The 26,817-nt window shown below is 63.8% G+C and carries 27 protein-coding genes and 2 pseudogenes; 9 read left to right on the top strand and 20 right to left on the bottom strand.

All coding sequences use genetic code 11. The features are described from left to right. Positions 1-25: 25 nt before the first annotated feature. Genes CK230_RS01285 through CK230_RS01275 form a run of 3 tightly spaced genes read right to left on the bottom strand, consistent with a single transcriptional unit; the run spans position 26 to position 1,840 of the window. Positions 26-505, bottom strand: coding sequence for a DUF4262 domain-containing protein (locus CK230_RS01285; protein ID WP_095815400.1), 480 nt, complete (start codon positions 503-505; stop codon positions 26-28). Beyond that, positions 495-1,145 carry a maleylacetoacetate isomerase gene (gene maiA / locus CK230_RS01280; RefSeq protein WP_095815399.1) on the bottom strand — a complete coding sequence of 217 codons (651 nt, stop codon included), beginning with the start codon at positions 1,143-1,145 and terminating at the stop codon, positions 495-497. Before maiA ends, CK230_RS01285 begins: the two co-directional genes overlap by 11 nt. After that, on the bottom strand, positions 1,142-1,840 hold the full coding sequence (locus tag CK230_RS01275; protein WP_095815398.1) for a fumarylacetoacetate hydrolase family protein: 699 nt from the start codon (positions 1,838-1,840) through the stop codon (positions 1,142-1,144). The genes maiA and CK230_RS01275 overlap by 4 nt, the downstream gene beginning before the upstream one ends. Positions 1,841-2,064: 224 nt before the next feature. Between CK230_RS01275 and CK230_RS01270 the strand changes: the two genes are divergently transcribed. Continuing rightward, positions 2,065-2,748, top strand: coding sequence for a response regulator transcription factor (locus tag CK230_RS01270; protein WP_095815397.1), 684 nt, complete (start codon positions 2,065-2,067; stop codon positions 2,746-2,748). A 193-nt stretch (positions 2,749-2,941) separates the two neighbouring features. Here CK230_RS01270 and CK230_RS32260 read toward each other — a convergent pair whose 3' ends face one another. The 4 genes from CK230_RS32260 to CK230_RS01255 all read right to left on the bottom strand — a co-directional run bounded on the left by CK230_RS32260 (position 2,942) and on the right by CK230_RS01255 (position 6,321). Continuing rightward, positions 2,942-3,304 carry an Imm8 family immunity protein gene (locus tag CK230_RS32260; RefSeq protein WP_141245969.1) on the bottom strand — a complete coding sequence of 121 codons (363 nt, stop codon included), beginning with the start codon at positions 3,302-3,304 and terminating at the stop codon, positions 2,942-2,944. A 276-nt stretch (positions 3,305-3,580) separates the two neighbouring features. Next, entirely contained in the window at positions 3,581-3,976 is a 396-nt protein-coding gene (locus CK230_RS01265; RefSeq protein ID WP_095815396.1) for a DUF4279 domain-containing protein, read from the bottom strand. A gap of 6 nt (positions 3,977-3,982) precedes the next feature. After that, on the bottom strand, positions 3,983-5,320 hold the full coding sequence (locus tag CK230_RS01260) for a hybrid sensor histidine kinase/response regulator (protein ID WP_095815395.1): 1,338 nt from the start codon (positions 5,318-5,320) through the stop codon (positions 3,983-3,985). Between the two features lie 5 nt (positions 5,321-5,325). Next, entirely contained in the window at positions 5,326-6,321 is a 996-nt protein-coding gene (locus tag CK230_RS01255; RefSeq protein WP_245429806.1) for an FIST N-terminal domain-containing protein, read from the bottom strand. A 446-nt stretch (positions 6,322-6,767) separates the two neighbouring features. Here CK230_RS01255 and CK230_RS01250 point away from each other — a divergent pair, with 446 nt between their 5' ends. The 4 genes from CK230_RS01250 (at position 6,768) to CK230_RS01235 (ending at position 11,838) form a co-directional block, all read left to right on the top strand. Continuing rightward, positions 6,768-7,268 carry a (2Fe-2S)-binding protein gene (locus tag CK230_RS01250; protein ID WP_095815393.1) on the top strand — a complete coding sequence of 167 codons (501 nt, stop codon included), beginning with the start codon at positions 6,768-6,770 and terminating at the stop codon, positions 7,266-7,268. Positions 7,269-7,367: 99 nt separating this feature from the next. Further along, complete coding sequence (locus tag CK230_RS01245) at positions 7,368-9,713, top strand: xanthine dehydrogenase family protein molybdopterin-binding subunit (RefSeq protein WP_095815392.1); 2,346 nt, start codon at positions 7,368-7,370, stop codon at positions 9,711-9,713. 103 nt (positions 9,714-9,816) lie between these two features. Then, positions 9,817-10,614, top strand: a complete 798-nt coding sequence (locus CK230_RS01240) for a xanthine dehydrogenase family protein subunit M (protein WP_095815391.1) — start codon at positions 9,817-9,819, stop codon at positions 10,612-10,614. Positions 10,615-10,815: 201 nt separating this feature from the next. Continuing rightward, the gene (locus CK230_RS01235) at positions 10,816-11,838 is read left to right on the top strand and encodes an acyltransferase (RefSeq protein ID WP_095815390.1); all 1,023 of its coding nucleotides are present in this window, start codon (positions 10,816-10,818) and stop codon (positions 11,836-11,838) included. A 2-nt stretch (positions 11,839-11,840) separates the two neighbouring features. Here the strand turns inward: CK230_RS01235 and CK230_RS01230 are convergent, their stop codons facing one another. The 3 genes from CK230_RS01230 to CK230_RS01220 form a co-directional block, all read right to left on the bottom strand. Further along, the gene (locus tag CK230_RS01230) at positions 11,841-12,326 is read right to left on the bottom strand and encodes an SRPBCC family protein (protein ID WP_095815389.1); all 486 of its coding nucleotides are present in this window, start codon (positions 12,324-12,326) and stop codon (positions 11,841-11,843) included. A gap of 74 nt (positions 12,327-12,400) precedes the next feature. Continuing rightward, positions 12,401-12,910, bottom strand: a complete 510-nt coding sequence (locus CK230_RS01225; RefSeq protein WP_176479979.1) for a GNAT family N-acetyltransferase — start codon at positions 12,908-12,910, stop codon at positions 12,401-12,403. Next, positions 12,910-13,668 carry a copper homeostasis protein CutC gene (locus CK230_RS01220; protein ID WP_095815388.1) on the bottom strand — a complete coding sequence of 253 codons (759 nt, stop codon included), beginning with the start codon at positions 13,666-13,668 and terminating at the stop codon, positions 12,910-12,912. The genes CK230_RS01225 and CK230_RS01220 overlap by 1 nt, the downstream gene beginning before the upstream one ends. A gap of 185 nt (positions 13,669-13,853) precedes the next feature. On the opposite strand from CK230_RS01220, the pseudogene CK230_RS01215 reads away from it, so the two are divergent. Further along, positions 13,854-14,312: pseudogene (locus CK230_RS01215) on the top strand (carboxymuconolactone decarboxylase family protein). Between the two features lie 35 nt (positions 14,313-14,347). Here the strand turns inward: CK230_RS01215 and CK230_RS01210 are convergent. The 10 genes and pseudogenes from CK230_RS01210 to CK230_RS01170 all read right to left on the bottom strand — a co-directional run bounded on the left by CK230_RS01210 (position 14,348) and on the right by CK230_RS01170 (position 23,874). Then, a complete protein-coding gene (locus CK230_RS01210; protein WP_095815387.1) occupies positions 14,348-14,779 on the bottom strand; it encodes a cupin domain-containing protein in 432 nt (143 codons plus the stop codon). A 69-nt stretch (positions 14,780-14,848) separates the two neighbouring features. Beyond that, a pseudogene (locus CK230_RS01205) lies at positions 14,849-16,448 on the bottom strand (DHA2 family efflux MFS transporter permease subunit). Further along, positions 16,445-17,650 carry an HlyD family secretion protein gene (locus CK230_RS01200; protein ID WP_095815386.1) on the bottom strand — a complete coding sequence of 402 codons (1,206 nt, stop codon included), beginning with the start codon at positions 17,648-17,650 and terminating at the stop codon, positions 16,445-16,447. Before CK230_RS01200 ends, CK230_RS01205 begins: the two are co-directional and overlap by 4 nt. A 91-nt stretch (positions 17,651-17,741) precedes the next feature. Beyond that, positions 17,742-18,464: an SDR family oxidoreductase gene (locus CK230_RS01195; RefSeq protein ID WP_245429805.1), complete on the bottom strand. Its 723-nt coding sequence runs from the start codon at positions 18,462-18,464 to the stop codon at positions 17,742-17,744. Then, complete coding sequence (locus tag CK230_RS33480; RefSeq protein WP_245429781.1) at positions 18,359-19,108, bottom strand: dihydroorotase family protein; 750 nt, start codon at positions 19,106-19,108, stop codon at positions 18,359-18,361. Before CK230_RS33480 ends, CK230_RS01195 begins: the two co-directional genes overlap by 106 nt. Then, positions 19,090-19,851, bottom strand: coding sequence for a dihydroorotase family protein (locus CK230_RS33475; RefSeq protein ID WP_245429780.1), 762 nt, complete (start codon positions 19,849-19,851; stop codon positions 19,090-19,092). The genes CK230_RS33480 and CK230_RS33475 overlap by 19 nt, the downstream gene beginning before the upstream one ends. Positions 19,852-19,854: 3 nt before the next feature. Continuing rightward, complete coding sequence (locus tag CK230_RS01185) at positions 19,855-20,787, bottom strand: polysaccharide deacetylase family protein (protein ID WP_095815384.1); 933 nt, start codon at positions 20,785-20,787, stop codon at positions 19,855-19,857. A gap of 28 nt (positions 20,788-20,815) precedes the next feature. After that, positions 20,816-21,838 carry an NAD(P)-dependent oxidoreductase gene (locus CK230_RS01180; RefSeq protein WP_095815383.1) on the bottom strand — a complete coding sequence of 341 codons (1,023 nt, stop codon included), beginning with the start codon at positions 21,836-21,838 and terminating at the stop codon, positions 20,816-20,818. 30 nt (positions 21,839-21,868) lie between these two features. Further along, on the bottom strand, positions 21,869-22,627 hold the full coding sequence (locus CK230_RS01175) for an SDR family oxidoreductase (protein WP_245429779.1): 759 nt from the start codon (positions 22,625-22,627) through the stop codon (positions 21,869-21,871). Beyond that, the gene (locus CK230_RS01170; protein ID WP_095815381.1) at positions 22,627-23,874 is read right to left on the bottom strand and encodes an MFS transporter; all 1,248 of its coding nucleotides are present in this window, start codon (positions 23,872-23,874) and stop codon (positions 22,627-22,629) included. Before CK230_RS01170 ends, CK230_RS01175 begins: the two co-directional genes overlap by 1 nt. A 238-nt stretch (positions 23,875-24,112) precedes the next feature. Between CK230_RS01170 and CK230_RS01165 the strand changes: the two genes are divergently transcribed. From CK230_RS01165 to CK230_RS01155, 3 genes are read left to right on the top strand one after another with little or no spacing between them, the layout of a single operon-like run. Beyond that, complete coding sequence (locus CK230_RS01165; RefSeq protein ID WP_095815380.1) at positions 24,113-24,463, top strand: RidA family protein; 351 nt, start codon at positions 24,113-24,115, stop codon at positions 24,461-24,463. A gap of 22 nt (positions 24,464-24,485) precedes the next feature. Beyond that, entirely contained in the window at positions 24,486-25,916 is a 1,431-nt protein-coding gene (hydA, locus tag CK230_RS01160) for a dihydropyrimidinase (protein ID WP_095815379.1), read from the top strand. Then, on the top strand, positions 25,901-26,815 hold the full coding sequence (locus CK230_RS01155; RefSeq protein ID WP_095815378.1) for a nitrilase-related carbon-nitrogen hydrolase: 915 nt from the start codon (positions 25,901-25,903) through the stop codon (positions 26,813-26,815). Before hydA ends, CK230_RS01155 begins: the two co-directional genes overlap by 16 nt. The last annotated feature ends 2 nt before the right edge of the window (positions 26,816-26,817 follow it).

Raw genomic sequence — 26,817 nt, 5'->3', positions numbered from 1 at the left:
GGCAGGTGGTTGGCGACGATCCGAACTAAGGTGGCAACGGTGGTTGGTCTAGAAGGGGCTGCCGTTTGCGAAACCATTCATCAGCTTCTGCATCCCACGGCCAAACCCCGGACGTCGACGGAAAAATAAGCTGCACAATCTGGAAATCCGGCCCGTCGTAGAACCATATGTCCCAGCCGAAATATTCGGGGTAGTGATCGGGGTGGACCGCACCGAACTGACAGTCGAAACCACCTCCCAGAAAACCCGATGCCCGCTCACCGACGCGGACCCTCTCGCCGCTGCGCACTCGTCTGCAGTATTCGTTGATAATGGTCATCGAAAGCTCCGGCTTGAGCCCGATGACGACCAATTCCGGGACGCCAAAATTGTGCTCTATCCCGACCGAGTATGCGAAGGGCGGATGCTCGTCCTCCTCCAGCACATAGAGAATGTGGCAGCCATACTCTTCGATGTCGGCGAGTGCCTTTGCCTCGTCCGGATCCTTGGCTTCCCTATTCGGCATCGATCTGGTTCTGCGGCGCTGCCTTCTGGAACGCCGGCAGCGCCATGCAGGCGGCGTTGATGCGCGCAATCACCGGATAGGGTGCCATGTCGACGCCGAAGCGGGCGTTGTTGGTGACCTGCGCCGCGAGGCAGATATCGGCGAGGCCCGGTGTGTCGCCGTGGCAGAAGGTGCCGGTCTCGGGCGAGGAGGCGAGAATCTTTTCAAGCGGCTGGAAACCTTCGTTCACCCAGTGCCGGAACCAGTTGACGACATCCTCGTCGCCGGCGCCGAACAAGGTGCGCAGCGATGTCAGCACGCGCAGATTGTTCACGGGGTGGATGTCGCAGGCGATCATCTGCGCCAGCATCCTGACGCGGGCACGGCCCAGCGCATCCTTCGGCAGCAGCGGCGGCTCAGGCTCAATCTCGTCGAGATATTCGATGATCGCCAGCGACTGCGTCAAAAGCCGGCCGTCGTCCAGCACCAGCGCCGGCACCAGACCTTGCGGGTTGACCGCGAGATAAGCGGGCTCGAGATGCTCGCCGTGGCGCAGATGATGCGGCACATATGTATAGTCCAGGCCTTTCATCGCCAGCGCGATCCGCACCCGGTATGAGGTGGAGGAGCGGTAGTAATTGTGGAGGACGAGATCGCTCATCGTCTCGGCTGCCCTATGGTGACCTCGATCGTGCCGATGCCGTCGACACCGCCGGTGATTTTTTCCCCGGCCTGGACCACGCCGACGCCGGCCGGCGTGCCGGTGAAGATCAGGTCGCCCGGCCGCAGCTCGACCGCCTCGCTGCAGATCGAGACGATGTCGGCGATCGGCCAGATCAGCTCGGCAAGATCGCCGTCCTGTCTCACCGCGCCGTTGACGGCAAGCCAGATGCGGCCTTTCTCCGGATGCCCTGATTTCGCGGCCGGAACCAGCGGGCCGCAAGGCGCGGATTGGTCAAAGGCCTTCGACCAATCCCACGGACGCGCAGCTTTCTTCGCCTGGTCCTGCAAGTCGCGGCGGGTCAGGTCGACGCCGACGCCGTAGCCCCAGACATGAGCGAGCGCATCGGCGCGCGGAATACGGAAGCCCGCCTTGCCGATGGCGACCACCAGCTCGATCTCGTGGTGCAGGTTCGAGGTCAGCGGCGGGTAGGGGATCGCGGCGCCGCTGTCGACAACCGCGTCGGCCGGCTTGGTGAAGAAGAAGGGCGGGTCGCGCTCGTCATTGCCGAGCTCGCGCGCGTGTGCTGCGTAATTGCGGCCGACGCAGAAGATGCGGCGCACGGCAAACCGTTCCGCCGAATCGGCAATGGCGACCGAGGCGGTCGGCGGCGGCGGAAGGACGAATTCTGGCATGGACGGTCTCTGTGTTGACGTGAATCGTGCGCACCTTCGGCCGATTTCAAAGGGCGGGCAAGACTGAGGACGCTCACGCGCGCATCGGCCTGTCGTTTCAATGGCAATGCCCTGTACCATTGGGGCCCTGTACCATTGGGCGATATACTATTTGCCAATAATCTGGCCATGGTGACCGGACTATCCTGTACCGACGAAATCGAACCCATGCCCGAACCTTTGCAATGAGCTCCGTCAGCGACCGCGCCCGCTTCCTGATCATCGACGACCACCCGCTGTTTCGCGAGGCGCTGCACAGCGCCGTGCAGATGGCCTATCCGGACGTCGACACGGTCGAGGCGCGCTCGATCGCGGAAGCGATCGAGCTTCTTGCCGACGCCAAGCCGTTCGACCTGGCCCTGCTCGATCTCAGCATGCCCGACGTGCATGGCTTCGAAGGACTGCTGCAACTCAGGACCCGCTACCCGCGGCTGCCGGTGGTGATCGTGTCGGGCTATGAGGAGCCGAAGATCATTTCCGAGGCGTTGTCCTACGGCGCGGCCGGCTTCATCCCGAAGTCCGCGCGCAAGAGCGATCTCGCCGCCGCCATCCGCTCGGTGATGGATGGCGCCGTCTACGTGCCGGAAAACTACGAGGGCCAGCCGCCCGACCCCGAGAGCACCGACCGCGCCGACATGGTGCAGCGCCTGGCGAGGCTGACGCCGCAGCAGCTCAGGGTCCTGCAGATGCTGCGCCAGGGCATGCTCAACAAGCAGATCGCCTACGAGCTGCAGGTCGGCGAGACGACCGTGAAGGCGCATGTCTCGGAGATCCTGCGCAAGCTCAATGTGTATAGCCGCACGCAAGCGGTGATCGAGGTGTCGAAGCTGGACAATGCGGAGTTGTTTCGGGATCAGGCGGGGTTTTGATTTAGCGTAAAGAGTGCACTGTCACTGTAATTCACGTGAAGGCGCATGTCTGGGAGATTTTGCGCAGGCTCAATGTGTACGGCAGGACGCAGCGGTGATCGAGGCTTTGAGGCTGGACAATGCGGATCTGTTCGGGATCAGGTTGGTTTGAGGTGAGAGCCAAATAGTTTAACGTCAGGTTAGTTTCCAATTTTTACTGCATTCCCTCAAAATCCCATTGCATCATCTTCGCCAATTCTGAAATACTATCACTAAAATCTAACATATTGCAAGCATTTATCTTGCTGTAGATATCTTCTTTTATAAAATTGGGGTCAAATTCTGGGTACGTGAATACTTTTCCGTTATACGGATCGGTCTCGGCTCCTGCGCATTTTTGCACGAGACTCCCAGTTATAATCGCAGAATCAAAAACTTCTTCAAAGGAATTTTCATCAAATCCTATCGTAACTCTAATATTTAAGTAAATGTTCGCTTGCTTTGGAAGAGACCACAAAGAAACAATTCTACCGTCAACCAAAAGGTCTCGGCTATATATATGCTTTATTATTATCATTAAGCCACCTGAACGTGAACGTTCGATATCCTCTTACTTGTTGCTCGGTCAAAAACTTCGAAGTTGGCTTGAAAGCCTGTAGTTGCCAGTGGACTCGATTTGGGAGCCACGTCTCCGAAACCCCTTAGCCCATCGGTAATTACGGTGACGGTGCACTATTCCTATGGCGCAACCTAAGCCAGCAAGTGCGCCAGCAGCGCGCGCAGTTGCGCCGGTTTCAGCGGTTTGCGCATCAGCTCGATGCCGGCGGCGCGAGCGGCCCTGGCGCGGCCCCAACTATTCCGGAAAATATTCAATATCCAACGACGCTCCGATTTTGCCTAGAAAGGCTATCGTCTCCCTCGAGAAAAACAGTGGAATTTTCTCATGCTCCGGGGCAATCGCTACGCTTACGCATATCTCACTCACCTGATCATGATTGCGTAACCGAAACAGGTTTTCCACTTTTTCTCCAAGCCTCAAGGCCAACTCGCGTATGGCTAGGTCGAGATCCACATAGTCGTCGAACCGGCAACTGATGTTCCAGCCGTGGTACTTTGGTCGGAGTTGGGGAGGCGTCCTCTCACTGCCCTTGATGACGTCCCGGTCGGCATCCATTTCCAGGAGATCAGATATTTCGTGGGGAGCCAGCGTCTCTGATCTGACGGAGAGAAAGGCGGTGATCCTGGTCATCCTTAGTCAAGCCAACAAATGCGCCAGCAGCGCCCTTAATTGTGCCGGCTTCAGCGGCTTGCGCATCAGCTCTATGCCGGCGGCGCGGGCGGCCTTGGCGACGAGCTCTGAGCCGTCGGCGGTGACGATCAGGGCCGGCACCGGACGGCCGAGATAGTCGCGCACTTCGGCTATCGTCGCGGTGCCGAGATCGCCGCCGTCGAGATGCTGGTCGGCGATGATGATGTCGGGCACCCAGTCGGTGTCGCCCAGAAGATCGAGCGCGTCGTCGGTCGAGGTCGCGGCGCGCACCAGGCACTGCCAGCGTTCGAGCAGCGAGGTCATGGCGGAGAGCACGTCGGCGTCGTTCTCGACCAGCAGGACCTTGGTGCCGAAGAGGCCGTAGCCGCGCGGACGGTCCATGTCGGCGACGGCCGTCGCCGGCTCGGCGGGCGCCATGCCGATCGGCACGTCGATGTGGAAGATGGTGCCGCGCCCCACCCTCGAGGAAAAGGTGACGGGATGGCCCAGCGCGGCCGCCATGCGGCGCACGATGGCGAGGCCCAGCCCCAGTCCGCCGGTCAACCCGCCGTCGGCAAGCGTCGAGGTGCCGCGATGGAACTCCTCGAACACCGCTTCGCGCTGGTCCTCGGCAATGCCGCAGCCGGTGTCGGCGACGTCGATGCGGATGGTGTCGCCGCGATGCCTGGTGCCGACCAGCACGCCGCCGGAGCGGGTGTAGCGCAGCGCGTTGGAGAGGATGTTCTGCAGGATGCGCCTGAGCAACGTGCGGTCGGAGCGCACCACGACATTGACCGGCCGGAACTTCAGCGACAGGCCTTTTTTCTCAGCCTCGGGCTGGAAATCCGAGCGCAGCGAGGAAAACAGCGTTTCCAGGCTGACGTCGCCGATTTCGGGCTGCACAACGCCGGCGTCGAGCTTGGAGATGTCGAGCAGCGTGCGTAAGAGGTCCTCCATCGTCTCCAGCGAGCGCTCGACCTGGCGCACCAGCTTTTTGCCTTCCTCGCTGGTCTGGACCTCGGCCAGCGCCGAGACCGACAGATGCGCGGCGTTGAGCGGCTGCAGCACGTCGTGGCTGGCGGCGGCGAGGAACCTGGTCTTGGAGAGGTTCGCCAGCTCGGCGTTTTCCTTCGCCGCGCTGAGATCGATGTTCGATTGCTCGAGCCTGCGCAGCGTCGCGTGCAATTCCTCGGTGCGGTTGCGCACCCGGTTTTCCAGCGAAATCGCGGTCTGGAACAGCGAGAAGGCATTGCCCTGCTGGTCCATCGAACGCTCGACGCGGCTGACCAGCGCTGCGTTGATCTTCTTCAGCCGTTCGATGTCGTTGATGTCGCGAAGCGGCATCGCGCTCACTCGGCCGCCTGGCGCTCGCCGAAGGCGATGCCGGTGAAGGTCTGGTTGAGGTGCATCGAGCGGTACTGCTCACCATAGGTGCCGAAGCCGATGACCTTGTTGGTCCGGTAGAGCTCGGAGATATCGCGAAAAACCTGGCGGTTGCGGGCGTCGAGCCGGCGCAGCACGCAATCGAAGCCGAGGATCATGTCGATGCCGCCGAGCCTGTGCTCGACATCCTGGAGAGCGCTGCGCGTCGCTTCCACCATGTTCTTCGGCTGGGCGATGGACAGAACGACGCCGTCGTCGATGGCGCAGAAGAAGGACAGCGAGCCGTCAGGGTGCATGCGCTGGATCGATCGGCAATAATATTCGCCGCCGACCTTCACCACGACGGGGTGCGACGCAAAGCTCAGCGGCGTCAGCGTCTGCGGCACGATGCCGACGGAGGCCGCATATTCCTCCGCCGCGTTGGCGGCGTTGAATTCGCGCACGATGCGATGGTCGGGGTCGGACGCCGTCACCACCAGCTTCTCGTCGGTCGGGATGAAATTGTCGGTCTTGAAGACGTGGAAGGGGATCTCGGTTGCGACCAGCACGACGATGGCGCTGTCGGAGGCAACCCGGCCATTGGCCATCAGCCTGGTCGTCTCGAATTTGAGGTCGTCGCCGGCCGAGCCGCCGATCAGCGGGACATCGTCCAGCCCCCAGTGGATCGCCGAGGTCACCGCTTCCTCGGCATAGGACAGCCCGTCGATGAAACAGAGCGCGAATATTCCCTTGGAGCGGTCGTGGCCGATGCGCCCGCGCAGCAGGCGCCGCAACGCCGCGACCTCGCCGGTGATACTGTCCATGCTGGACGAAGAGAGGTTTTCGACCATGATGGAGACGGTTGAAAACGACGCCGAAGGCAAAAGCAGGGCAAGGATATGCCCTTCCTCCAGTCCCTGCGGCGTGATCTCGCCGGCGGTCGAGCAGCCGGCATAGGCGAGCGACGGCGCGTATGCTTTCAGCGCCTGCGCCAGCGCCGCCGCGTCGACCAGGCCTTGGGAGAAGAACAGGAGCGCGAAGCCGGCATCGACGATTGCCGCTTCGGCGGCGATGGCCCGCGCAAAGGCATTCGGGTCGGGCTCATCCGTGGTGAGCGCCGAAAGGCCCGACGCATAGCGTGTGCTCGAACTGGCCAGCTACCTTCTCCGTAATTCCTCCGACGCGGTTTTATGCGTGTCTTTTCCTTATGCGTGCCAGGCACGCTCCGCGTCGAGGGCATCTTTGCCCTCAATCACTGATTTGGCAATGGGCCGGCAAGCGTGCCCAACAGCATGCCGGCCATGACCGAAAGTACAAGGAGCGGAGCGCTGGCAGCGCTGTTTTGACCGTTGTACGCTACCCCGAATAACGCACTGCCGAAGCACGGCATCGGCAAGTGATAACCAAGGTTAATACCCAGGGAGGTTGCATGTCGGACGTGTCGTTGACTGTGAATGGGAAACGGGTCAGCGGGAGCGCCGAGGACCGAACGTTGCTGGTGCATTTCCTGCGGGAACATCTGGGCCTCACCGGAACGCATGTCGGTTGCGATACGTCGCAATGCGGCGCCTGCGTCGTGCATGTCGACGGCCGGGCGGTGAAATCCTGCACGATGCTGGCTGTTCAGGCCTCAGGCTCGACCATCGTCACCATCGAAGGGCTGGCGAACGGCGCCGAGCTGCATCCCGTGCAAGCGGCTTTCAAGGAGCATCACGGCCTGCAATGCGGCTTCTGCACGCCGGGCATGATCATGACGGCGACCGACATGATCGCGCGTCATCCCGAGGGCCTCGACGAGGCGACGGTGCGCACCGAGCTCGAAGGCAATATCTGCCGCTGCACCGGCTACCACAACATCGTGAAGGCGATCCTCGCAGCATCGCAAACGATGGCGAAGGGGTCGAAGGGCAAGGCGAAGCAGGCAGCTTAGAGTGAATGGTGAATAGTGAATGGTGAATAGTGCCGCTGGCTGGCACGTTCGACCATTCACCATTTTACAATTCACCATTTACCGGAGGAGGAATTTCCCATGGGTATCGAAGGCGTAGGCGCTCGCGTGGCGCGCAAGGAAGACAAGAGGTTCATCACCGGCGGCGGCCGCTATGTCGACGACATGGTGGTTCCCGGCATGAAGCATGCTGTGTTCGTGCGCAGTCCGCACGCGCATGCGCAGATCAAGAAGATCGATGTGAAAAAGGCTCAAGGCATGCCCGGCGTCGTCGGCGTGCTCACCGGCAAGGAGCTCAAGGCCGACGGCATCGGCAATTTGATCTGCGGCTGGATGATCCATTCCAAGGACGGCACGCCGATGAAGATGGGCGCGTGGTCGCCTCTGGCCGTCGACAAGGTGCGCTATGTCGGCGACGCGGTCGTCATCGTCGTCGCCGACACCAAGGGCCAGGCGCGCGACGCGGCGGAAGCGGTCGAGATCACCTACAAGGAACTGAAGGCGGTGGTCGACGCCACGAAGGCGATCCAGTCCGGTGCGCCGCAGGTCCATGCCGAGGCGGAGAACAACCTGATCTTCGACTGGGAGCTCGGCGACGGCAAGGCGACCGACGCGGCGATCAAGTCGGCGGCCCATGTCACGCGCATGAAGATCGTCAACAACCGGCTGGTGCCGAATGCCATGGAGCCAAGAGCGGCGCTCGGCCATTACGACAAGGCAGAGGACCACTATACCTGCTGGACGACATCGCAGAATCCGCATGTCGCGCGGCTGGTGATGAGCGCCTTCTACAACGTCGCGCCCGAGAACAAGCTCAGGGTCATCGCGCCGGATGTCGGCGGCGGCTTCGGCTCGAAGATCTATATCTATCCGGAAGAGATCGTCTGCCTGTGGGCCTCGAAGAAGACCGGCGTCCCGGTCAAATGGGTGGCCGACCGCACCGAGAGCTTCCTGGCGGACGCGCATGGCCGCGACCACGTCTCGATGGTGGAGATGGCGTTCGACAAGGACAACCGGATCACCGGCCTCAAGGTCGACACGATAGCCAATCTCGGCGCCTATATGTCGCTGTTTTCGTCCTGCGTGCCGACCTATCTCTACGCCACGCTGCTGTCGGGCCAGTACAACATCCCGGCGATCCACGCCAATGTACGCACCGTCTACACCAACACCGCGCCGGTCGATGCCTATCGTGGGGCAGGGCGGCCGGAAGCCACCTATCTTCTGGAGCGGACGATGGAAACCGCCGCGCGCGAGCTCGGCGTGTCGCCGGCGGAATTGCGGCGCAAGAACTTCATCACCTCCTTCCCGCATCAAACGCCGGTGATCATGAATTATGACGCCGGCGACTATAGCGCCTCGCTCGATGCGGCGATGAAGGCCGCCGACTATGCCGGCTTCACCAGGCGCAAGGCGGATGCGGCGAAGCGCGGCAAGCTGCGCGGCATCGGCATGAGCTGCTACATCGAGGCCTGCGGCCTCGCGCCGTCGTCGGCGGTCGGCTCGCTCGGCGCCGGCGTCGGCCTCTGGGAATCGGCGGAAGTGCGCGTCAACGCCGTGGGCACCATCGAGGTGCTGACCGGCTCGCACAGTCATGGCCAGGGCCATGAGACCACCTTCGCGCAACTGGTCACACAGCGCTTCGGCGTGCCGATCGATTCCGTCTCGATCGTCCATGGCGATACCGACAAGGTGCAGATGGGCATGGGCACCTATGGCTCGCGCTCGGGCGCCGTCGGCATGTCGGCCATCGCCAAGGCACTCGACAAGGTCGAGGCCAAGGCGAAGAAGATCGCCGCGCACCTGCTCGAAGCGGACGAAGGCGACATCGTCATCGAGAATGGCGAGTTCAAGGTCGCCGGCACCGACAAGAGCCTGCCGTGGTTCCAGGTGGCGCTTGCCGCCTACACCGCCCACAATCTGCCGGCCGGCATGGAGCCGGGCCTGAAGGAAACCGCCTTCTACGATCCGGCGAACTTCACCTTCCCGGCGGGCTGCTACATCAGCGAGGTCGAAATCGATCCGGAGACCGGGGTCACCGACATCATCCAGTTCGTCGCGGCGGATGATTTCGGCAACATCATCAATCCGATGATCGTCGAGGGCCAGGTGCATGGCGGCATCGCGCAAGGCATCGGGCAGGCGCTGCTCGAAGGAGCCCATTATGACGGAAGCGGGCAGCTGCTGACCGCAAGCTATATGGATTACACGATGCCGAGAGCAGGCGACCTGCCGTCATTCAAGGTTTCCACCTCGAACACGCCTTGCCCCAGCAATCCGCTCGGCATCAAGGGCTGTGGCGAGGCCGGCGCGATCGGCTCGCCGCCCGCGATCATCAATGCCATCACCGATGCGCTCGGTGTTGTCGATATCGCCATGCCGGCGTCGCCGTCGACCGTGTGGTCGGCGATCCGTGCGAAGAAATGAGTGAGTAGGGGAGTAGTGAGTAGCGAATAGGGAGTCGGCCGCAGCCATTCCCTTCTAACTACTGACTACTCACTACTGCCTAACCACTTCAGGGGAGGATTTCATGTACTCAGTCAACTATCACCGCGCTGCCTCGGTCGCAGATGCCGCCAAGCTGCTGAAGAACGGCGACGCCAAGCTTCTCTCCGGCGGCATGACTTTGATCCCGGCCATGAAGACGCGGCTCGCGGCGCCGTCGGACCTGGTCGACGTGTCGAGGCTGAAGGATCTGCAGGGCGTCAAGGTGTCAGGCAAGACGGTCACCATAGGTGCGGCGACCACGCATTACGACGTCTCCACCGACGAGAAGCTGAAGAAGGCCTGCCCGGCGCTGGCGCATATGGCATCGCTGATCGGCGATCCGGCGGTGCGCTACAAGGGCACGATCGGCGGTTCGATCGCCAATAACGATCCGGCGGCCGACTATCCGGCGGCGTTGCTGGCGCTTGGCGCGACGATCATCACCAACAAGCGCGAGATCGCGGCGGACAAATTCTTCAAGGGCCTGTTCGAGACGGCACTGAAGGAGGGCGAGATCGTCACGGCCGTCAGCTTCACCGCTCCGGCCAAGGCGGCCTATCAGAAGTTCCGCAACCCGGCTTCGCGCTACGCCATTGTCGGCGTGTTCGTGGCCAAGGGCAAGGACGGGGTGAGGGCGGCGGTGACCGGCGCCGGCGAGGACGGCGTCTTCCGCTCCAAGGAAATCGAGGCTGCGCTGGCGAAGAGCTTCGACGCCTCGGCGCTCGACGGCCTCAAAGTGCCGGCGAAGGGGCTGATGAGCGATATCCATGCCTCCGCCGACTACCGCGCCAGTCTGATCGCGGTGATGGCCAGGCGCGCGGTAGCCGCGGCCAACGCCTGAAACGCTTTCGACCCGGATGAAGGAAGGGACCGTCGCGGCCCCTTTTCTTTTGCATTCGCAACCACTTGGCGGGCATACCCCGAGAATTCGTGGCTTCGCACTTGCACAATAATATCCCGCACTGCAAAATAAGCGTGGCGGGAGACGAAGCGGTTCCGGCGCGGTAATGCCGTGTGGGGCCTCGAGTTGCGAAAGACGGGCATGACCGACATCTCCGCGACCGCCGGTGCCTTGCCACGGGCGTCAGAAGACAAAGCGGCACGCGCAAGGTTGGCCTATCTCGACGGCTGGCGCGGCCTATCGATCGCCCTGGTGCTGATCGGTCATTTCTTTCCGGTTCCAGGCATCAACCTCGGCGTGCTCGGCGTCGAATTCTTCTTCGTACTGAGCGGCCGGTTGATGGGCGAGATCCTGTTCATCGAGCGTTTTCCGCTGAAGAAATTCTTCAAGCGCCGCTTTTCGCGCATCTATCCGGCGCTGATGGTGTTCGTGATTGCCGCCATGATCGGCCTTGCCGGGACTTTCATCATGTTTAAATGGAAGGCGGCGCTGACGGCGCTGACCTTCACCTACAATTACGCCGGCATCTTCATCACCCGCGCCGGCGCGCTCGACCACATCTGGTCGCTCTGCGTCGAGGAGCACTCCTATATCCTGCTGGCGCTGATCAGCGTGGTCGTCACCGGCAGGGCGAATGTCGTGCGGCTGCTGGTCGTGCTGGCGCTGCTGGCAATGGCCAACGGCGCCATTTCGTATGGGCTTCTCGGCATGAGCTACGAGACCACCTATTGGCGCACCGACGTGCATATCGCTTCCATCTTGCTATCCGCCGCGATCTGCCTGCTCAAGGCCGACGACCGCCTGCCGGCTTTCCTGAGGAGCCAGCATGTGGCGCTTGCAGCCGCAATTGCCGGCGTATTGCTGTTCCTCGATCCGGTGCCGACCCCGATCCACTATCTCGTCGCCGTGCCGCTGCTGGCGCTGGCCGTCAACACGCTCGACTTCGCCGGCGGCTACCTGACGGGGCTGCTGTCGTCGCGGCCGATGGTGATGCTCGGCCTATGGTCCTATTCGCTCTATCTCTGGCAGCAGCCTTTCTACAAATTCGTCGATGAGCGCAGCAGCGTGCCGGTGCCGATGCTGGCGGCCGTGTTCGCCTGCGCGCTGGCGAGCTACTACATCGTCGAGAAACCGGCTCGCGGCTGGCTTAACCGCAACTGGTGAGGTCAGGCCTTGCCGTTCTTCCGGGCGGCGAGATAGCGGCGAAGCCCGGCTTCGCCGCGCGGCGTCGTCCAGCGATGGTTCCAGGCGAAGGCGGGCCTGAGCAGCGGCGCCAGGAATTTGAGGATCGGCCTCTCGACGGTGACCTGCCAGACCAGATCGACATGCGTTCCGCTTCCCAAAGGAGACAGCTCCGCTCGCCAGAGCCCGTCGAAATCGCCGAAGGTTTTTACCACCACCAGCCGGCCGGGTATGAGCTCGGCAGCCTCGATGATGAAGTTCAGCTCATAGGGCAGGGCGCCGCGCGCTCGTGCCCTGGCGCGGGCGCCGACGACGCCCTTGCCCTTCTTGTCGAGCGGCTCGACTTCCTTATAGGCATCGCCCCACCAGAGCGGCAGCAACTGGGCGTCCGACAGCACGTCCCACACTTCCTGGGGGCTGCCTTCAGGGATGTCCCAGCTTTCGTCGAAGCGGAAGACATTGCTCGCCATGATGTCGCCCCCCAGCCAGCTGAGCTTCTATATTAGCTGCGGCTTGTTCTTCTGGCCAGTGGACCGGATGCCGGTCAGGAGGTGATGGGCTTCGCCCAGTAGCGCACCGATTTCTTGCCGCCATGGATCACCGCATCGCCGACCTCGGCGAAACCGAGCGCGGCGTGGAAGGCATCGGAAGCCGGGTTGGGCGGCTCGGCATTGACCTCGCATGTGACGATCGTGTGGCCGGCGCGCCGGGCCTGCTCGAACAGATCCTCATAGAGCCGCCGGGCGTGGCCGCGGCCGCGCGCCGCGGCGGCGACCACCACGCGGTCGACATAGACGAAGCGCGGATAGCGCTTGCGAAACCAGAGGAAGTTCGGGCTGTCGTAGCGGGCCTCCTGGTCGAAGCATAGGATGAAGGCTTCGAGCACACCGATGCGGCGGGTGTAGAAAGCTTCGCCGAGCAGGAATGAAAGCCGTTCCGGTTCGAGCCAGGACAGCTCTGCCGCGTGCTCATTGTTGAGCGCGAGGATGACGGGCTCGTCTGCGGGCGAAACCTGTTCGATCGCCGGCAACTGCTTGGCCATCGTCCTGGCCATCAGGCTCTCGCGGCCGCGATCGTCGCCGCCACCAGGGCCTCGTCAGTCACCGTATTGCGGTATTCGCGGTCAAGATCGGTGCCGCCCATGCCAACATTCGGGTTGCGGTAGCGCATCGCGCTCGGCACATCCGCTAGCGCGGCGAAATGCATCTCGGTCAATCCGGTCCGCCTGCGCACGTCGCCGATCGTGTCGGGCGCGAGCGCCCCGCAACCGAGGATGATGATGCGCGAGCCGGCCTGTCGCACGAGCTTTGCCAGAAGCTCGACCCCTTCGACCGCCGAGTCGCGCTGGCCGCTGGTCAGCACGTGGCCGACCTTGCAGCGGATCAGCGCCTCGAGCGCCTCGGCAGGATCGCGCGTCATGTCGAAGGCGCGGTGGCAGGTGACATTGAGCGGGCCGGCGGCCTGAACCAGTGCGCTCATTCGCGCCTCGTCGATGGCACCGTCCGCGGTCAGGCAGCCGACGACGACACCGGCAACACCGAGCTCGCGAAGCGCTTCGACATCTGCCAGCATCGAGCGGAATTCGGTCTCGCTGTAGAGGAAGTCGCCGCCGCGCGGCCGTACGATCACGTGGAAGGGGACGGTCGCGCTTTCGAGCGCGGCGCGCACCGTGCCGAGGCTCGGCGTGATGCCGCCCTCGACCAGGCTGGCGCAGAGCTCGACCCGGTCGGCGCCGGCGGCCTGCGCGGCAAGCAGCCCGTCAATGCCTTCGACGCAGATCTCGATCAGGGGTTTTTGCGTGTCCACCACCAGGTTTCATCCATGCTTTCGAGGAGATGTCCTGCCCTACCATCGGGCGCGCCATCGCGAAAGCCGCAACCATCGGTCCAGTCAGGGAAGGCGCTTGACAACGCATAACTCCAAAGTTATGGATAATTCATAACTGAAAAGTTATCGATTGATACGGGCCTGTTGGCTGCACGAACTTGAGGAGACGGATGGGGGAAGCAAGATTGAAGAACCCGGTGATGCTCATTCCCGGCGCGCTGCAGGCGCTGCTGGCGCTCGACAAGTCGACCGAAGCCGGCGACGTGCCTTACGTCACGCGCAAGCTCATTCATCTGCGCGCCAGCCAGATCAATGCCTGCGCCGTCTGTGTTGACATGCACGCGCGCGAGCTGAAGAAGGCAGGCGAGTAGGACGAGCGCATCTTTGCCGTATCCGCATGGCGCGAGACGCCTTACTTCAACGACGCCGAACGCGCGGCGCTTGCGCTGGCGGAAGCCGCGACGCGCCTGGCCGACCGGTCCGACGCGGTGCCGGACGATGTCTGGGACGAGGCCGCGCGTCACTATGACGACAAGGCGCTCGCCGCCCTGGTGATCCAGATCGCGCTGATCAACGCCTTCAACCGCCTGAACGCCACGACCAGGCAACCCGTGGGTGCCTGGGGGTGAGGCGAGAGGCCGCTTCGAGACGAGGGGCCGGTCAGCTACTGCTTCAGGATGGTGTTCTTGGCGCCTTGCTCGACCTGGTCGATCACCAGAAGCTTCACCGGATCGGCGCCGATATTGGTGGCCTGGTGCCATTGGCCGATCATCTCGACGATAAAGTCGCCGGTCTTGTAGGTGTTGGCAACACCAGTCTCAACATTGGTCACCTTTAGCGTGCCTTGCTCGACATAGGCATAGCGCGGGAAGGGGTGCTTGTGCACCGGGAGCGTCGTGCCCGGGGCGATCTGATAGGCAGAGACCTGAACCTCGACATTCTTTTGCGGCAGCGTGATCGGCTGGCCGGACGCGGTCGTCGTCTTCGATGCCAGCGGCGTGACGACGACGGGTGTGTTCGAGCTGTCCAGCGCGTTTGCGCTGGTCGTGAAGAATGCCGCCGCCAAAAACAGCGCCGATGCCGTGATGTTGCGCATGAGATTCCTCCAGAGGCCGCCAGCTTGGCGCGGAGGACGCTAAGGCGCAAGCTCGGGACAATGGAATAGCTAACGTTTCGCTGGCGCCTGTTTGGGCGGCCGCAGCAAGAGGGCAAACGGCACAAGGACCGCCGTCGCCACGGCGCAGTAGAAAAAGACATCGACATAGGCGAGCAACGAGGCCTGGCGACCGATCTCCTGGCCGATCCAGCCGACAGCCTGCTGCCTGGCCTCGATCAGCGGCGATCCCTCGGCGACGAAATGGTTCGTCACCTGACGAAGCGTCTGCTGATAGGTGTCGCTCGATTGCCCGGTGTGGCCGACCAGCACCGCCTGGTGCAACTGGGCGTTCTGGGCAATCACCGTGTTGGACAGCGACACGCCGATGCTGCCGCCGATGTTGCGCGCGACATTGATCAGCGAGGAGGCCTGGTCGGTCTTCTGCGGCGGCAGGCCGACATAGGCGGCGGTGGAGATCGGGATGAACAGGAACGGCAGGCCGATCATCATATAGACGCGCGCATAGGCGAAGAAGCTGAAGCTGGCGTCGGGCGTCAGCGAGGTCGTGTGCCAGAGCGCAACCGCGACCACCGACATGCCCAGCATGATGAGATAACGCGGCTGGACGAAGCCGGCGGCAAAGCCCGAGATCGGCATCAGCATCAGCATGGCAATGCCGCCCGGCATCATCGACAGGCCGGAAAGGGTGGCCGTGTAGTCGAAGGTGGTCTGCTGCAACTGCGGCAAAAGCTGCGTGGTGCTGAAGAGCACGGCGCCAACCGCCATCATGACCAGGAAGGACATGCCGAAATTGCCGGCTGAAAAGCAGGCGGATGTCGACGATCGGATCGCGCCTTGTCCACTCCCAGGGGACCAGCAGCAGGAACGATACGGCCGAGATCACGGCGAAAGTGGTGATGAAGGTCGAGGCGAACCAATCGTTGCGCTGGCCTTCGTCGAGAAAGACTTCGAGGCAGCCCAGCGCCATCGCTACCAGGATGAAGCCGATCCAGTCGACCTTCCGCCCCTTGCTCAACCGCTCCTGCCGCTCGCGTTCGAGGATGTCGGGCTCGATCACCAGCCATTGCACGAGCGCCAGCGACATGATGCCGAACGGCACGTTGATGAAGAAGATCCAATGCCAGGAGAAATTGTCGGTCAGCCAGCCGCCGATGGTCGGCCCGACCGTCGGCGCGACGATCACCGCGATGCCGTAGAGTGCAAAGGCCTGCGAACGCTTTTCGGGCGGAAACGTGTCGGCGAGGATCGATTGCTCGCTTGGCGCCATGCCGCCGCCGCCGAGCCCCTGCAGGATGCGGAAGGCGATCAGCGTCGGCAGGTTTGGCGCCAGCCCGCATAGCAACGACGACAGCGTGAAGGTCGCGACGCAGATCATGTAGTAGCGCTTGCGGCCGATGACGCTGGTCAGCCACCCGCTGACCGGGATGATGACGGAGTTGGCGACGAGATAGGTGGTGATCACCCATGTGCTCTCGTCCATGCCGGCGGCCAGGCTGCCGGCGATGTTGCGCAGCGCCACATTGGCGATCGAGGTGTCGAGCACCAGCATGAAGGTCGCGATCGAGACGACGATCGCGATCAGCCAGGGGTTGCGCCCGCCGGCGGCGGAACGGCTTTGGTCGCCCGTTGCTGTCGCGGCATCGCTCATCGGACCTTGACCGTCGGCACCACGGACATGCCCGGACCGAGGTAGACGCCAGGCGGCTGGTCGAAGACGATCTTGACCGGCACGCGTTGCACCACCTTGACGAAATTGCCGGTGGCGTTTTCTGCCGGCAGCAGGCTGAACGCCGTGCCGCTTCCGGCCTGAACGCTGTCGACATGGCCATGGAAGGTCTTTTCCGGATAGGCGTCTATGGCGATGTCGACGGGCTGGCCCGGCCGCATCAGATCGAGCTGCGTCTCCTTGAAATTGGCCTTCACCCAGACGTTGTTGGGCACGAACATCATCAGCACCTGGCCGGGCTGCGCATAGGTGCCTTTTGCCGCCGTGATGCTGGTGGCATGTCCGGCGACAGGCGCCATGATGGTGGTGCGGGTGAGGGTGGTCTTGGCCTGGTTCTCGGCGGCCTCAGCCTGGCGAAGCTTGGCTTCGGCGTTCTTGCCTTGCGCCTGCAGAACGGCGAGCTGGCTTTTAGCCGCCTCGGCATTGGCGTTGGCGGCGTCCAGCGCCGCCTGGTCCTGGCGTAAGGTCGAAGCGGCCTGCTGCGCCTGCTGCTGTGTCGCCGTGCCCTTGGCCAGGAGCTCACGGTTGCGCTGGTCCTCCGATTTTGCAAATTCGAGCGCCGCCTGCGCCTGCGCCACTTGCTTTTCGGCCGCATCGATCTTGGCGTTCTGCGCCTGGGTCTGCGCCTGGACGTTGGCGATCTCGGCCCGCGCCGCCACCACGCCGGCTTCCGCCTGTTTGAGCGAGGCCTGATAATCGCTGTCGTCGATGCGCAGAAGCACCGCGCCGGCCTCGACCGGCTGGTTGTCGGTGACGGCGACATCGGTGATGCGCCCGGCAATTTCCGCGCCGATCGTCACGGTGCGGGCGTCGATGAAGGCGTCGTCGGTCCATTCATATTGCCGCGCGTTGATCCACCAGATGACCACGGCCGCGATGACCAACAGGATGAGGATGGCAGCGATCGCCGCTATGTAGGGATGGCGTCTGATGAGGCCGGGTTTGTTGCCGTCCGACGGACTGTCATTCGCCTGCGTGTCTTGCGCGCGCTTATCGTCCGCGCGCTCATTTTCCGCGCGTTTTTGATCGCCCGGCGGGCGCTGCTGCCGATCGGAGCGGGGCTGAGCCCGCGTTTTCCCAGCGGGAGCGGTTTCGCGCTCTTTTCTTTCAGTTTTGGCGTCCAAGGCAACGGGTCCCAGATATCGTTGGCCCCCTCGCAGGAGGGTCAACGAGCGGTTTCCGCAAAGGTTCCTGCCGCCGGGGACCGGCCGACCGTCAGCCGGCCATCCAGCCGCCGTCCACCATCAGGTTAATGCCGGTGACGTAACTTGCCATGTCGCTGGCGAGGAATAGCGCCGCGCCTGCCACGTCGTTCGGATGCCCGAGCCGTGGCCAGGGTGTGCGGCGGCGTGAATAGTCGAGCGCGTCAGGATCGTTGGCGACTCCCGGCTTGCCGGTGATGATTTTTCCAGGTGCGATGGCGTTGCAGACGATGAGGTCGTCAGCGTGGTCGACCGCGATCTGGCGCGTCATCTGCACGATGCCACCTTTGCTCACGGAGTAGGGAAAATCGCCGGGGCAGGCGACCATGCCGTGCTGCGAGGAGATGTTGATGATGCGGCCGCGCACCTCGTTGACCGGCGCCTGGGTCAGCATCTGCGTGACGGCGCGTTTGTTGCAATAGAAAAAACCGGTCAGATTGACGCCGATGACGCGGCTCCATTGTTCCGGCGTCGTCTCGATCAGGTTGGTGCTGGTGTAGATAGCGGCGTTGTTCACCATCACGTCCAGCCGCCCGAGGCGATCGACAGTCGCGCCAACAAGCGCGTCGACGGCGCTCCAGTCCGAGATATCGGTTTTCATATAGACGGCATTGCCGCCGGAGGAGCGGATCAACTCGACTGTGCTCTGGCCGCCCTCGATCGGCTGCTCCAGCGTGTCGGCGACGACGATATTGGCCCCTTCGGCGGCGAATTTGAGCGCGATGGCGCGGCCAATGCCGGAGCTCGCTCCGGTGACGATGGCGGTCTTGTTGGCGAGCATGGCCATGGTTCAGCTCTCCCGGTTGACGATCTTGCCTTGCGCCGGGCCGACCAGCCGCCCGTCGCAAACGATCTCGCGGCCACGCAGGAAACGTTTGTCAGCCGCGATTTCACGGCCCAGCCGTCGAACGGCGTGTAGCCGGCCCGCGACACCTGATCGGCGTTGGTGATGGCGCTGGATTGGTGAGGGTCGAGAATGAGCAAATCGGCGTCGTAGCCGACGGCAATGCGTCCCTTGCGCCGGCCGAGGCCGAAGCGCTCGGCCGGAGTGCGCGAGCACATGCGCACCAGGTCGGGCAAGGCGATGAGCCCTTCGTCCACCAGCCTCAGCATGGTCGGAAGCAGCGTCTGCAGCCCCGGCATGCCGCCCGGAATGTCGGCGAAAGCCGCGTAGGCCGCCGCCTTCTCGGCCGGCGCGTGCGGGGCATGATCGGTGGCGACGATGTCGATCAGTCCCGCGCTGAGCGCGGCACGTAGCGCGTCGACATCATGCGGCGAGCGCAGTGGCGGCGAGGCCTTGAGATTGGCGCCCTGCGTTTCGTAATCCTGCGCCGTGAGGAACAGGTTCTGCGGCGTCGTTTCTACGCTTGCGTCGGCCATGCCGCGCAATCGGCTCCACGTCTCGACACCAGTTCGGAATTGATCTGGCGGACATGGATCCTTGTTTCGGTGGAGGCGGCAGCAATAAGCGCGCGGGCGATGCCGTTGGCTTCCGCGAGGGGCGGCCGGCTGTCCAGGAAGGTGGCGATGCTGCCGGAGCGGTCGCGCGCGGCGCTACCGGTGAGAATCGATTGATCGCCGGGCGAGATGCCGATCAGCGTATCTGCGCCCGCGAACGCTTTGAGAGCCTCGGCAACTGCGTCGAGCGTTGCAAACAGGAATTCGTCCCGCACGTCGGCGGTGAAGAGTTCCAACGAGACCGGCGCGAGGTCGAGCAGGCGAGGGATGAGCGACAGGTCGCGGCTGACCACGGCCTGCAGGCCGACATCGACATGGATGCGGTTTGCGGCGGTCGCCATCTTGTCAGCGAGTTGCTCGGCCGTGGCCGCCCAAGGCTCGTCGGTCGGCATGTCGAGCACGGTGGTCACGCCACCGAGCGCCGCCGCATGGGTGCCGGAGGAGAAATCTTCCTTACGCGTCAGCCCGGGCTCGCGCAGGTGGGCGTGCGCATCGACCAGGCCGGGCAGCAGAAAGCTGCCGGCGGCGTCGACAACTGTCCTGGCTCCGGCGGCTTCGCCTGGCGCGACGATTGCGGCGATCCTGCCCGCGGCAATGCCGATATCGCCGCTGCTGAGGCCATCGGCGTTCACCACCGTCGCGCCGCGGATCAGCGTCTCCAACATCCCTCAGCCGCGCTGCTCGAAGCGGGCGTGGTTCGCGTGCCAAAAGCGCGCGATGTCCTCGCGGCGCATGAAGGCGGCGCCGTCGCTTTGCCGGACATGCTCGATCACCTCGCGCAGGCCCGATGCCCGGTTGGGTTGGCCCGTCCAGCGGGCGTGAATGCCAATGGTCAGCATGCGGCCGCAGGTCTCGTCAGCCTCGTCCAGCATGTAGTCGATGGCCGAGCGGCAGTCCTCGGCGAAGTCGCGCGGATTGCCGTAGCCGGGCGCCACGAGATAGCGGCTGTCGTTGAGCGTCTTGGAGTAGGGCACGACGAGAATCTCGGTGCCGCGGTGGTCGAGGAAATAGGGCAGGTCGTCATTGCAGGGATCGGAGTGGTAGAGGAAGCCGCCCTCCTCGACCAGAAGATCGCGCGTGTTGACGCTCGGCAGCGAGCGGCAGTTCCAGCCGAGCGGGCGCTTGCCGAGCAGCTTTTCGTAAAGCGCGATCGCCTCGTGCAGATGGCGCTCTTCCTCGCCTCGCTCCATGGTCGTGTAGTCGATCCAGCGCAGGCCATGGCCCATCAGGTCGTGCCTGCGCGCCTTCATCCACTCGACCAAAGGCGGGTTGCGTTCGAGCGCCACGGCGCAGGCGGAAAAGGTGACCGGAATGTCGTAGCGTTCGAACAGCCTGGCTAGGCGCCAGACGCCGGCGCGGCTGCCATATTCGTAATGCGTCTCGGTGCCGAGGTCGCGCACCGGCATGCTGCCGGTCAGATTGTATTCGCCCCAATTGTCGTTGCGGCCATCTTCCAGCCAGTTGTATTCCGACCCTTCCTCGTAGTTGAGCACGAGGTTGACGGCGAGCTTGACCCCGCCCGGCCAGGTGACGAAGGGCGGGTGCGGGCCGTAGCCGACAAAGTCGCGCGGCTGCTGCGCTTGCTGCGGTTCGGTCGGCATCTCTCGTCCTCCTTCGGCTTGGTTTGACTCAGCTTTCGTTGGCGGCAATCCAGTCCATGTAGGCGTGGAAGGCCTCCTTGCCGGGGCGCGGCCGCCATTCTGTGTCGCGCATGATGCGGGCGATGTCATAGGCGCCCCACATGCCGCCTTTCAGCCGCACATCCTGGACGATGTTGGCGTCTTCGCCTGATGTTACCTCGGCCTTCAGCCCCGGCACGCGTTCTTTTGCCCAGCCGATGATCTCGCCGATGGTCTGGCTGGAGCCGGAGCCGATGTTGTAGTGGCGGTAGTTGAGGTGCTGAGCATCGATCAGCGCCAAGATCGCCGCGGCAACGTCGGTCGAGGTCAGGTAGTCGCCGACGGGCTCGAGGCTGTTCGGCCTGATCGTTTCGCCGGCCAGGGCCATATGCGCCACGCGGTTCGGAACATGGCGAAAATTGCGGCTCTCGGTGGCGCGGTCCATCGGACCGTAGACGGAAGCGAGCCGCACCGAGACTGCCGACAGGCCAAACAGGTCGGCATAGCGGTTGGTGACCATCTCGGAGGCGAATTTCGAGATGCCGTAAAGGGTCAGCGGCGCGACATAACCGTCCTCCGGCAACGGCTCGCTCGCCCAGTCGGGTCCATTGTGGCGGTAGACGGAGCCGGAGCTGACATAGATGAAGCGTTTCAGGTCCGGATTCGTGCGCGCCCAGTCCAGCATGCGCACGGTGCCCATGAGGTTGACGTCGACGATGCGGGCCGGGTCTTCAGCCTCCGGCTGGCGCTTTGCCTCGGAGGCACTGCCGCGCGAGATCGGCGTGATCGTCGCGCCATGCACGATCGCAGTGATGCCTTGCTTGTCGAGCGTCGCGGACCAGGCTTTCTGGTCAAGGATATCGGCGGAGATCACCGTCAACCGGTCGCTCACCGGTGCGAAGTGCTTTTCGGCCGCCGCGTCGAGGCCGGACCGGTCCAGGATCACGGCGCGGGCTTTGGGGTCGCGATCCAGCCATGCGCGGGCGACCACGCTCATGACGAAACCGGTGCCGCCGGTGACGAGCAGGGTCATGGGAACTCCTACGGAGAAAAGGTTTCGGGTTCAGCGCGTCGCATAGCCGCCGTCCACGAGCATGTCGGATCCGGTGACAAAGGAGGCGTCGGAGGAAAGCAGGAAAGCCGCCGCCGCTGCGATCTCGTCGGGCTCGGCGATGCGGCCGAGCAGATGGGCAGGCCCGAGGCCTGCATTGGCCGCCTCGAAATCGGCGAACCGGCGCAGCAGCCGCGTCGTCGCCACGGCACCCGGCGACAGGCTGTTGACACGGATCTTGTCGGGCGCGTGGTCGACGGCCATCGCCTTGGCAAGGTGGATCAGGCCGGCCTTGGCAGCGCAATAGGCCACGGCCCTGGTGGTGGCGACGCGCCCGAATTGCGAACCGATGAAGACGACCGAACCGCCGCCGCTCGCCGCGATCAGCGGCAGTGCGAACTTGCTCATCAGGAAGGCGCCGGTCAGCCCGACATCGATCTCATGCCGCCATGCGCTTTCGTCGAGGTTGACGACGGTGGCGCTGGTCGAGGGCGCCGCGGCATTGTGCACCAGCCCGTCGAGCCGGCCGTATTTTTTCCCGGCGAAGTTGACGGCCGATCTGGCGGAGTCGATGTTCGTCACGTCGCACTGGCAAGCGGTGGCGGAAGGCCCGAGCGCTTCGGCAAGTTTTGTCGCCGGCTCCATTTCGTAGTCTGCGCAGACGACGCTTGCTCCTTCGTCGATGCAGCGTCGGGCGATCGCCGCGCCGATGCCGCTGGCAGCTCCGGCGATCAGGATGACTTTGCTCTCAAGGCGATTCAAATCCGTCATCAGACCTGCTCCTCAATCGCCTGCATGGCCGTCAGCGTGACCGGCCGGCGCAACAGATTGTAGCAGGCAGCGAGCGTGACCAGCACTGCGCCGCCGCCGAGCAGCAGGAACATAGCCGGTGCACCCATATGCTGCATCAGGCCGGCTGAAATGCCTGGCGTCGCGACATTGCCGATCGAATAGAGCAGGAGCAGCGTGCCGGAAGCGCCGACCATGTGGTGGCTGTGCAGTTGCGAGGCGCCGAACGCCATCGCCACCGGATAAACGGTCAGCGCCGTGCAGCCATAGACGAAGAACAGCACGAAGAGCAGCGGCACCGAAGAATTGCCGACCCATGCAATCGCGACGCAGAGCGTGACGGACAGAGTGCCCTGGACAAGCAGGATGATGCGCCGCTCAAACCTGTCCGACAGCCAGCCGACGGGCGTCTGCGCCAGCATGCCGGCGATGCTGATGGTCGTGACAAGCCCGACCGTCGTCGCCGCCGGCAGCCCGATCTGGGTGCCGTAGATCGGCGTCAGCACGAAGATATTCATATTGGTGATGCCGCCTTGGAAGATGGCGACGACCGTGACCGGCGCCAGCCGGAATAGCGCCAGCGGGCCGAGGCGCTTGACCGGTCTCGCTGAACCCGCATGCTCCGGATCGGTTGCAGGCAGCGCCGGCCAACGTCCGCCAACGAATTTGGAGACCAGCGCCAGCAGCACGGTCACGGCCGCGACCATGAACAAATGCGGCGATTGCGGGCCGACCAAGCCGACAAGGAGCTGCCCGAGCAGCACGGCGATTGCCGTCGTCAGCATGTAGAGCGAGAACAGCGCGCCACGATTGTGCTGCTCGGCATAGAGGTTGATCCAGCTTTCGCAGACGACGAAGAGCGACGCCATCGCCATGCCGCCGAGCAGGCGGAAGCAGATCCAGCTTGGCAGGAAGTCGGTGAAAACGAAGCCGGAGGCCGCCAGCAACGCCAGCACCAGGATCGCTACGAAAGTGCGCTCATGGCCATATTGCGCAACCGCCGGGCGCGTCACCAGACATCCGACGAGGAAGCCCACGGGATAAGCGGTCAGCACGATCTGCACGACCTGAGGAGAAATGCCGGGCTTGCCGAGATGCAGCGACACGGCGGTGGTCAGCATGGCGCTGCCGATGCAGGCAAGGCAGACGCCGACCATGATGGGCAGCATGGCGCGGGAGCGCTCTGCATTCTGCCAGAGCCGCGCCGCGGATTGAGCGATCGACCTCATGGATGCGGCTGCAGTGGCTCCCTTGGCGTGACCGTTGACCGACGGGCAGCCCGAGCAGAAGCTACACTCTGCCGTGGTTGCCACAAACGAAGATTGACGCGGCTATGGCTTAAATTTTTTTGGCCATGCCGGCAAAGGAAAGCGGTGTCGCGGCGCGGCGCGGGCTTTACAGCGGTTTTGCACCCTCCTTACCATAGGCAAAAGCCAAGAACCGGGAACCAGCGGAAGGGAACGAGCCATGACGATCGAGCGTCTCGAAAACGGGCAGCGCTTCTGCCGGGTGCTGCGCTACAACGGCACCGTCTATGTGGCCGGACTGACCGCGGACGATCTTTCCGGCGACACCACGAGCCAGACCAAGCAGATCCTCGCCAAGATCGACGCGCTTCTGGCCAAGGCCGGAAGCGACAAGTCGAAGCTTTTGAGCGCGCAGATATGGCTCCGCGACATCGCCGATTTCGAGATGATGAATGCCGCCTGGGACGCCTGGATCGACCGCAGCGCCATGCCGGTGCGCGCCACGGTGGAAGCGCGGCTTGCCGGCGACCAGTATCGCGTCGAGATCATGGTGACGGCGGCCGTCGGTTGAGCCGGCCGGCGAGGGAACGCCAATGCATGAGCTGGTGATCAGAGGCGGGCGCGTGGCGCTCGACGATGGCTGGGCCGAGTGCGACATCGGCATCGACGGGGGGCTGATCGCCGCCATCGGCAAAGATCTCTCCGGCCAGAAGTCGATCGATGCCGGCGGCCGTTGGGTGATGCCCGGCGGCATCGATGCGCATTGCCATCTCGACCAGCCGGTCTGGGGCGGGGCGGGCAATGCCGACGATTTCTATTCCGGCACGATCTCAGCGGCGTTCGGCGGCACCACCTGCATCGTGCCGTTCGGCATGCCCGGACAGGACATGACGACGATCGGCGCCATCGACCGCGCGCTGGAGCGCGCGGCGGGACGTGCCGTGATCGACTATGGGCTGCATGCCGTGGTGACCATGGGCACCGGCGCCGATGTCGAGGCGCAGCTTGAGGCGCTTGCCGGGCGCGGCATCGCCTCGGTCAAGCTGTTCATGACCTATCTGGGTTTTGCCGTCGACGACGATCTGTTCTTCAAGGTTCTCGATTCCGCGCGGCGGCTGGGCTGGATCGTCATGGTGCATGCCGAGAACGACGCCGCGATCCGGCGCACGCGCCAGCGTCTCATCGATCTCGGCCGCACCGACATCCGTTACCATGTCGTCGCCCACAGCGAGACGATGGAGCGCGAGGCGACCCATCGTGCGCTGGCCTTCGGCGAGATGACCGGCGCGCGGATGACCATCGTGCATGTCTCGTCCTGGCAGTCGGCGGAGGAGGTGGCGCGGGCGAAGCAGCGCGGCGTCGACGCCATCGCCGAGACCTGCCCGCAATATCTCTTCCTTGGCGGCGCCGATCTCGATCGGTCTCCAATCGACGCTGCGCGTTTCGTCTTCTCGCCGCCACCGCGCTCGCCGCGCAGCCATGAGCATCTGTGGCAAGAGCTGATCAATGGCGGCATCGACCTCTGGTCGTCCGACCATTCGCCCTATTACTTCGCCGACAAGATCGGCCGGTCCGAAACGCCCGGCTTCACCACGACGCTAAGCGGCATCCCCGGCATCGAGACGCGTCTGCCGCTGCTGTTCTCGGAAGGGCTGCTGACCGGCCGGCTGACGCTCGAGCGCTATCTCGATCTCACCTCGCGCAATGCCGCCTCGATCTACGGTTTCGCCGATCGCAAGGGTCGCATTGCCGTCGGGCTCGACGCGGACCTGGCACTGTGGGATCCGTCGGCGCGCTGGACGCTCGGGCATCAGGCGCTGCATTCGCGGGTCGATTTCACGCCCTATGAGGGCAGGGTCGTTACCGGCAAGCCGACCACCGTCCTGGTGCGCGGCGTGCCGGTGGTCGCCGACGGCAAATTGCAGGCCGAACCTGGCTTCGGGCAATTTGTGGCCCGAACGGCAGCCGATCCCACATTTTCAGGAAAACCAGTCGAGGATTGGACACCATGGCTCGATGCCTGACCATCGCCGTTTGCCAGACCGGACCGATCCAGCGCAGCGCCACGCGCGTCGAGACGGTCGGACGGCTGGTACATCTGCTGGAAAAGGCAGCGGCTGCCGGCGCCGAGATCGCGGTGTTTCCGGAAATGGCGCTGACCACCTTCTTCCCGCGCTGGCGCATCGACGACGAGGCCGAGATCGACGCGTTCTTCGAAGCCTCGATGCCAGGCCCGGAGACGCGGCGGCTCTATGATGCGGCGGCGCGGCTGAAGGTTGGCTTCGCGCTGGGTTACTGCGAGCTTGCGCATGAAGACGGCCGCACGCATCATTTCAACACGATGGATCTGGTCGGGCCGGACGGCGCTTTCATCGGCCGTTACCGAAAGATGCATGTGCCGGGCTCGAGCGAGCCGAAGGCGGGCACCACCACGCATCTCGAACGGCGTTATTTCGAGCCCGGCAATCTCGGCTTTCCGGTCTTCGATTATCGCGGCGTCCGCGTCGGGCTGGCCATCTGCAACGATCGCCGCTGGCCGGAGACCTATCGCATGCTATGCCTCAACGGCGCGGAGGTGGCGCTGCTCGGCTACAACACACCGCTCCTGCTCGACGAGGCGCCGGCGCTGGCGCATCTGCGCATGTTGCACAATCACCTGCCAATGCAGGCCGGCGCCTACCAGAACACGCTCTGGATCGGCGCCGCCGCGAAGGCCGGGCTGGAAGACGGGCAGGCGCTGATCGGCGGCTCCTGCATCATCGCGCCGACCGGCGAGATCGCCGCGCAGGCCATGTCGCTCGACGACGAAGTCATCGTGCATCGCGCCGATCTCGACCTGATCGAGACGTGCCGCAAAGTGAACTTCAACTTCGCGCTCTATCGCCGCCCGGACCAGTACAAGCGCATCTCGGATCCGGTCTGACA

This window comes from Mesorhizobium sp. WSM3859 (assembly GCF_002295065.1).
Classification (GTDB): domain Bacteria; phylum Pseudomonadota; class Alphaproteobacteria; order Rhizobiales; family Rhizobiaceae; genus Mesorhizobium.
The sequence above is the reverse complement of the archived record's forward strand: the minus strand, read 5'-3'. Positions and strand labels throughout refer to the sequence as shown.